The sequence below is a fragment of the Novosphingobium sp. fls2-241-R2A-195 genome (assembly GCF_030209485.1).
Lineage (GTDB): Bacteria > Pseudomonadota > Alphaproteobacteria > Sphingomonadales > Sphingomonadaceae > Novosphingobium > Novosphingobium resinovorum.
In genome coordinates this window covers 139,158-146,536 of sequence record NZ_JARVRY010000016.1, presented here as the reverse complement: position 1 = coordinate 146,536, position 7,379 = coordinate 139,158, and the positions used below count along the sequence as shown (strand labels likewise).

Here is a 7,379-nt window from a genome sequence, read left to right as displayed (position 1 = left end):
GAGCAGCTGACTCTTAATCAGCGGGTCCTTGGTTCGAGCCCAAGTGCGTCCACCACCCTCCACTCCAAACTGATGCAACCATCGTTTTCTCACGAGGAACGCAGCTAACGCACCCCATAACCAAGAGGCTATGGATGCGCCAAGGCTAGCTACGCTTGGCAGCAAGACCCGCGGGCAACTGACTGCTCCTGCCGAATCCGCACACTATCCCGTGCGGATCGGCATCCCGTAAGCTCGCCCCAATTCTTCGATCAATTTGCCGGCAAGCGCACTGCGAAACTCGACACCGACCTTGTTGCCTTTCAGCCAACGCACGTGTGCTGCGATGGGTTTGAAGTTCGCAATTCGCAGCTGGATCGGTTCATCGCGGACAAAAATTTCGGCGCTGCCGACGATGCTGCAGCCCCCCTGCGAGATGTCACTCAGTTCGACCGGGAAGACATGCCAGCTCGACTTGCGGCAGCGCGCCTGCATAAGCACCGCGCGGCGCCCTGCCAGTCGATCGTTCACTTCAGGGAGCATGGTGACCTCTTCTGCTTGCCCAGGCGTCCCTAGCAATCAGAAGTAAACCCGACGTTTCAGTGCTCTGGCGAGACACCGTCTTCTTCGAGGGGCGGCGAACCTGTGGCGGCAATCTGCGCATCGATCTGCCTAGCGCGATCCACGATCGTCTTGTTCGCCGCCTTATACCGCTCCTCGAACGTCGGCTCGCGCTTGCAGCCTCCCAGAATGGCCGCAAGCACAAGCGCAGTAATCAGGCCGACGCGCATCAGTAGTCCTTTTTGATGCGCACGTTCAGGCTGTTCACCCCAGAGCCGCCAGCCTGGCTCAACACCGACAGCCACTTCGTGACACTGACTTCCAACTGCGTTGCCGTAAAGCCACGCGCGTCGGTGATAAGTTCGACGTAGATGTCGTCAGTCAGATACTGGCCAGCAGCAACGGCCGTGCCGCGCCCGGACTGTTCATCCGGCCCAAGAATGCGCAGGCGATCGATACCCGCCGCCGAGCGCAGCTTGCCAAGGGGATTCAAACCTCCGCCGGTGCCGCGCAAGGAATTGAGCGAGGATGCCAGTTGCACTGCCTGCAAGGCCGAAAGGTTGGCTATCGAGCTGCCGAACAGGATGCGGGAAAGCACTTCGTCGTCCGGCAGACTGGGATCGGAGGAGAAGTCAATCTGTGGGTTCATTGCGCGGCCGGTGACGTTCACGTTAACGGTGACGTCCTCGATGTCGTCGGTCGCTGTGATCTGGACGGTCGGATCGATAGTCGAGCCGCCGTTGAACGAGATCAGCCCATCGCTCAACTGGAACGAGCGCCCTGCGAAGCCCAGCGTGCCACGCACCAGCTTGACGTCGCCGGAGAGCGATGGCGCCGCGCTGGTACCGGTGACGTTGAAATCCGCACTCCATTCAGATTCCAACCCCATTCCGGACACGTAGAGCTTTTCAGGCGCGCGCAAGTGCAAGTCGAGACGGATCAGTGCGAAGGCGCTGGCAGCCGCAGGCGCAGACTCGTCGCCGGTGATGCGCTGCGGCCCGACCGGCGGCTTGAAGCGCACGCCCGTAAGGCGCGGAATCTGCGCGGCCCCCTCACGCACGATCTGATAACGGGTTTCCGGCAACTTGATCTCACCCGCCAGTAGCGCAGGCTCGCCCGCCGCTTTGGTCAGCCTCAGATTTCCCGTTGCGGTCGCCGAAAGGGCGTCGCTACGCGCCAGCCGCGCGCGGTCGAGCTTTACGGTGAGGTCCATTGGATAACCGGCGTCGGCGGCGAGGCTTACACGGCCGCTGGCGCTGACGTTACCGTCACCGGCCTTTGCCGTCAGCGAGGTCAGCTCCAGCGAATCCCCGGTGAACCTGCCTGCCAGCGCCATGCGGCTGAGGCGCGTGCCGTAGGCGATGTTTTCATAGACCATGTCGCGCCCCTGCACGACGCCATTGATGCATGGACTGGACACACGGCAGGTAAAGTCCGCCGCCAGCCCGACAGAGCCGGTGAGCGTCTGCCCGGACAGCCCCGCGAACGAGAACAGGGTCTCGGCCGGACCGTTGTAGCGAATACCACCGCCCAGCGGGGCATCCATCAGGCGCGTCATCCAGGGACCATCACCCGACGGCAGCGGCTTCAGGCTCGCCGCCATTCGGCCGATCACGGTACCTCGACGACGGAACACTGCGCGACCTTCACCTCCGTCCGGCAGCAGCTTGCCGACGAAGCTGATATCGACACCCTGGCTTACGGTCGATGAACTGGTACGGGTGAAGTTGTCGAGCGTCAGGCGCGCATCCGCACGGGGGAACGCGGTTGCGCTCGCCTGTTCGAAGTCGAGGCTGCCGCTGACCTTGCCGCCAATACCGTAACCAGGGGCGAAGGCGTTGAGGATGGCGAGATCGACGCCCTCCATCCGGCTCTGCACCTTCATGCCTTCGCCGTACGAGCCGGCCAGCTTGAGGCTGCCGCCTCCGAACGCGATGTTGGTAGGCAACAGCTCGTAAGTGCCATCCTTGGGAACGATGCGGGCGGGCGTGGTCGTCTTGACGTCCAAGCCGCGGACCCTGCCCTGCAGCGCCACCCGCCACATTTCTGGCTGCATGTCGGCGTTGAGGCCGAGACGGAACGGCACACCGCTGACGCCTTCGATGAGGCCCTTCGCCTTGCCTCGCCCATCGCGATAATCGACAAGCACGCGCGCCGCCGCTAGGTCGAGCGCGCCGATGCTGGTGCCGGCGATCTGCGCGTCGGCGACGACGTAGGGCTGGTCGTAGAGCACCGCACGACCGTCTACGATGGCAGAGCCGACGGATAGCTTGGCTGGCCCGTCGAAGATCGCGTTCTTGGCGCGCAGGTTGAAGTCGGCCGCTTGGTACTTGCCGTCGGCATCCAGCCGCACGAGCCCGCCTATACCGTTACCATTGGCCGTCAATTGCCCCGCGAAGGGACCGGCAGGCGTTTGGACGATACGACCCGCGAAATCGACGCCGGAAAGATTGGCACTGTTGATCTGCACCGAAGTCTGCTTGCCGAGCCCGAGCGTCACGTCGGCTCGCAACGGGCCGTAATCGGTATCTCCCTTGGCGTCGAGGCGATAGCCACCCGGCGCACCTTTGATCCGTGCATCCAGATTTGCGAGACCAATGCCCAGCCCCGGTCGCTCCGCCGTCAAATGTGCATCGGGATTGCGGATGGTCCCGGTCACCCGAACACCGAGAGCACCGTACTGGCGCGACGAACCATTCGCAGCGAGCGCGATGCGTCCATCGGGTGACCAACTGCCCTGCCCTCCGGTAACCCGCAAAAGAGGCGCATTCATGCGTACACTGGAAAAGCGCACGATGCCGTCGGAACCGTACTTCACGTTGGAAGAAGCCGAGAAATTACCGCCGAGATAGGTCTGCAGGCTTTCGTTCAGCAGCTTGGTAGACCGTGCCCGCACTGTGCCCTGCAAGGCGAAACCCTGTCCCTCGGTCTTGAGGTCCATGTTGGTGCGGATATTGAAGATACCGACACTATCGACACGATAGTTGTCGATCTTGCCATCGATTGCACCGGTATAGAGACCCTTGCTCACGTCGGCGACGAGTATCAGCCCCGCATCGATGCGATTCGAACGCAGGCGCATGTTGTCGGACAGGATGCGCGTGCCCTCGATTGCAAGGTCACCATTGAGCGTGACGTTGTCGAGCTTGCCTCCCGCGACGGTATCGAGGCCGGTAATGCGACCGACCCTCACCGCCACCGGGATCATGATATGCCCTGCATCGACTTTGGCCGCACCGCGCGCGGTCAGGCTCTCCAGCCCCATGTCATTCATCACCAGTCGCCTTGCAGCGAGCTGGTAATTGACCGAGGGCGTAGTGAACGCGCCATCAAGGGCTAGCTCGGCGGTCAGACCCGCCCCGCTCAGGTTCTCGGCCAGAGCGGCAGGCTTGAGGAGGACGAATGCGAGCTTGAGGCTCTCGAACCGGTTCTCTCCGAGATCAACGAGACCGCTCGGAGTCAGGGTGAAGGCATCGCTGGAAATCATGCCCGACAGTCTGGCGCGGCGCTTCTCGAACGCTGCGGTCAGATCGACGCTGGTGACCGGCCCGAGAAGGCTGGCGGTCGGCCCTGCGAACATCTGGGCGAAGCGCGTCGGCCCCTTGATAACGAACGTGCCGTTCCGCGCCGTCAGCGCCAATCTTGCCAGTTCGCCGCTGCCTAGGTTCGCATCGAGCTTGCCGTTCCATGCCGCCCAGTCGCCCTTGCCCGCAAGCTTGAGAGTGACCGGCTGCGTGAAGCCGGCAAGACCCGCGATGAGGCCGCCCTTCGGTGCGTCGAAATCGACGTCGAGACCAAGACGATTGCGCTCAGGCACAGCGTCGAGCACGGCGTTGAACCGGTCCCCGCCACCCTTGCCATCAATGGCGATGGTGCCGCCCTTCGCACTGACCTGCGCACGGCCGTCGGCGATGTGCGCGCGCCCCGCGACGGTCATGATGCGCCTCTGGCCGGAGACAGGGGGCTCGGCGATGAAGCGGTCGATACACAGTTCGCCCAAGTCGATGTCGAGATCGGGCAGCAAAGGCGCGTCGCTGGGCGGCGTGGCGCGGAAATGCGGCGTGCGGCGCAGTATCACCCGTTGCGCCGTAGCGCTGCGCACGTCCACGTGGTTATCAAGGTAGGCGAAAGGGCGCCAGTCGATGCGGATTTCCGGAGAGTATAGAAACTCGCCACGCGGGTCGCGCACGGAGAGCCCGCGCAGAATCATCTTGCCGTAGAGCGACCCGTCGATCCTTGCGACGGAGATCTTCATGCCGTTCTCGAACTCGAGCGCGGCGATCTGGTCCGCGACGAAGCGACGTCCCGGCCCCGTATTGATCCCGAGAACCACCGCGAGAAGGAAGGCGACGACGCCCAGCACCACGAAGGCAACAGTCTTGAGTGCCCTCACACGGACGCGGTGCCAGCGGGATGGCTGTTGCACCACGACTTCGGTGGTTTCGGTTTCCGGCTGCGGCGGCATGCCTTCGTTGTTCTCCTCGGGGCCGGCCATCAGAACGCCTGCCCAATCGATACGTAAAGGTTGAAGCGCGACTCGCCCGGGCGCCGGTTGATCGGCGTAGCCACGTCTAGCCGCATCGGTCCGAAGTTGGTGTAGAAGCGGCCGCCAATGCCGACGCCGTAGCGCAAGTCATTGAACTGCGGCATTGTCTCGCGATATGCCTGCCCCGCATCGACGAAGGCGACGACTCCGTAGTTGCCGAAACGATAGCGCGCCTCGACCGAAGCTTCGTTGAGGCTGCGACCGCCGACCGGATTGCCGTCAGGCGCCTGTTCGCCAAGAGCCTGATAGGCGAAACCGCGAACCGAGCCGCCGCCACCTGCATAGAGTCTGCGCGATGGCGCAATATCGAACAGCCCCGCACCTTGGATCGTGCCGAGGCGCATCCTTCCGGCAAGGACGAAGCTGTCGCTGAAGGGGTAATAGGTTGAGGCGTCCAGCCGGGCGCGGACGTACGGGTCGAACCCTCCGCGCACCGTCGCCTCGGGCTGCACGAGCGTAGTGAGGCGGTAACCCTTGGTCGGGTTGAGCAGATCATCCGAGGTGTCGAACCCGACTTGTCCGTTGAGCCCGGCCACGTAGTAGGTGCGCCGTTTGCGTCCACCGCTTGCCGCGTCATAATCGGTTTCGGCAGTACCGAGCATCTCGACGCCGAAGGCATAAGTATAGCGCTTCTGCCAGATCGGTGTAGAATCGCGGGCGATGCGCGCCGCGATGCGGCCGGTGTAGGCGCTGTAAGCGTCGTAGTCGTTGTGGAAGGCCTCGGCGACGAGTTCGAACGTCCGATCACGCTTGCCCGCGTTGGAGCGCCGGAAGGTCACGCCTGCACCCTGCTGGCGCGTACCAGCGATGGCATGGGCGATCAGGGCACCCTCGGGCGGGAACATGTTGCGGTGGGTCCAGGTCGCCTGGGCGGTGATGCCCTCACCCGCCGCATAGCCGAGCGATCCGGCGATGGTGCGCGGAGGCCCTGCATCCTGCTTGACGTGCAGCGTAACGTATTCGGTGCCATCACCGACCTGTTCGCCGGTCTTTTGCGGCTCAACCGCTACAGTCGAGAAAAGGCTCGTGGCGACGAGCGCCTTGCGCAGATCGTCGACCTTGCGGCTGTCGTAAAGCTCGCCGCGCTTGAACCGTGCGAGCACCTGAATGTGATCGGCATCAAAGGCCATGTCGCCATCGGTCGTGAAACCGCCAAAGCGGCCGCGCGGCCCGACCATGACCGGGAGCGTATAGACGCCGTCGCCCGCGTCCTGATCCAGCAGGATGTCGCGCTGGCCCACTTCAGCGAAGGGGTAGCCATTCTCGGGCAGCGCTACCGCGACACGCGCCTCGGCACCTTGCACGCGCTCCGCAACGATAGGTTCGCCGACCTTGAGGGGAAAGTTGTCCGCGATCAGACCGGAAGGAACTGTCGGGTCGGCCTTCACCTGAATATCGGAGAACACGTAACGCTTGCCGGGATTAACTTGGATGACCGCGATCAGACTTGGATCGGCTTGATCGGACGACGGGTCCATGCGTGTACGCACTTGCGGGCTGTACCAGCCCTCGGAAGCGAGCACCGTCTGCATCAACTGGCTGTCTTCGGTCAGCCGTGCCGCGACCATCGCAGAATTGGCCGCCTTGCCATCGCCCTTCTTGAGAGCCGACGCGGAATTGAACTGGCTTTCAAGGTCGGCACCCGTTTCCTTGTCGGCGAGATCGAGCCCCTTGATGTCGATGCGATACCCGACTTCGACATCCTTATCACCTTCCTCTCCTTCGGCGATCTGTACCGGGGTAACCTCGAACTGGTCGATGGGCGGCAAGGGGGCAGTCAGTTCAGCATCGCGCACAGGAGCATCGCCGATCTCTTCGACAGCCTGGCCATCCGCAAGCGCCGGATCTCCAGCGGGAGGGGAGGTACCTTCTGCCGGCTTCGCTCCGCTCTGCTGCTCCGCCATGCGACGCTCGAACGCGTCGATCGATTCGAGCGGCTTGTCGAGTTCGGGGTCATCTGAGGCGTCGAGCGCAGGTATGGAGGAATTGAACTCGCCGTCAGGGATGATCGGATCGACTTGCGGCAAAGTAGAGTCGGCAGGTGGCGCCGGCACCTTTACCTGACCCGCCTCGAGGTCGACTGCCTTGCCTTCAGGCTGCGAGGAGGGCTGGTTCGCCGGTGCCGCCTCCTCTGAAGGTTGCGCTTGCGCCGATGCACTGCCCGAAGGCACGGCGATGCCAAGTGCAAGGACCAAGGCAACCGCACCGCCGGCACATCCATGGCGCAGGGACAGGGAACGATCCGGCCGATGATCGATTAGCCTGAACATGGACACCGCGACGAATCACCCCT

At 63.3% G+C, this 7,379-nt stretch carries 4 protein-coding genes; all 4 read right to left on the bottom strand.

All coding sequences use genetic code 11. The features are described from left to right. Positions 1-204: 204 nt before the first annotated feature. From QRN25_RS13495 to QRN25_RS13480, 4 genes are read right to left on the bottom strand one after another with little or no spacing between them, the layout of a single operon-like run. Positions 205-522, bottom strand: a complete 318-nt coding sequence (locus QRN25_RS13495) for a PilZ domain-containing protein (RefSeq protein WP_285019864.1) — start codon at positions 520-522, stop codon at positions 205-207. Positions 523-578: 56 nt separating this feature from the next. Further along, positions 579-770 carry a hypothetical protein gene (locus QRN25_RS13490; RefSeq protein WP_271183291.1) on the bottom strand — a complete coding sequence of 64 codons (192 nt, stop codon included), beginning with the start codon at positions 768-770 and terminating at the stop codon, positions 579-581. Then, positions 770-5,035 (bottom strand): translocation/assembly module TamB domain-containing protein, encoded by a 4,266-nt coding sequence (locus tag QRN25_RS13485; protein WP_285019863.1) that lies wholly within the window; start codon positions 5,033-5,035, stop codon positions 770-772. Before QRN25_RS13485 ends, QRN25_RS13490 begins: the two co-directional genes overlap by 1 nt. Next, complete coding sequence (locus tag QRN25_RS13480; RefSeq protein WP_285019862.1) at positions 5,035-7,356, bottom strand: autotransporter assembly complex protein TamA; 2,322 nt, start codon at positions 7,354-7,356, stop codon at positions 5,035-5,037. Before QRN25_RS13480 ends, QRN25_RS13485 begins: the two co-directional genes overlap by 1 nt. Positions 7,357-7,379 lie beyond the last annotated feature (23 nt).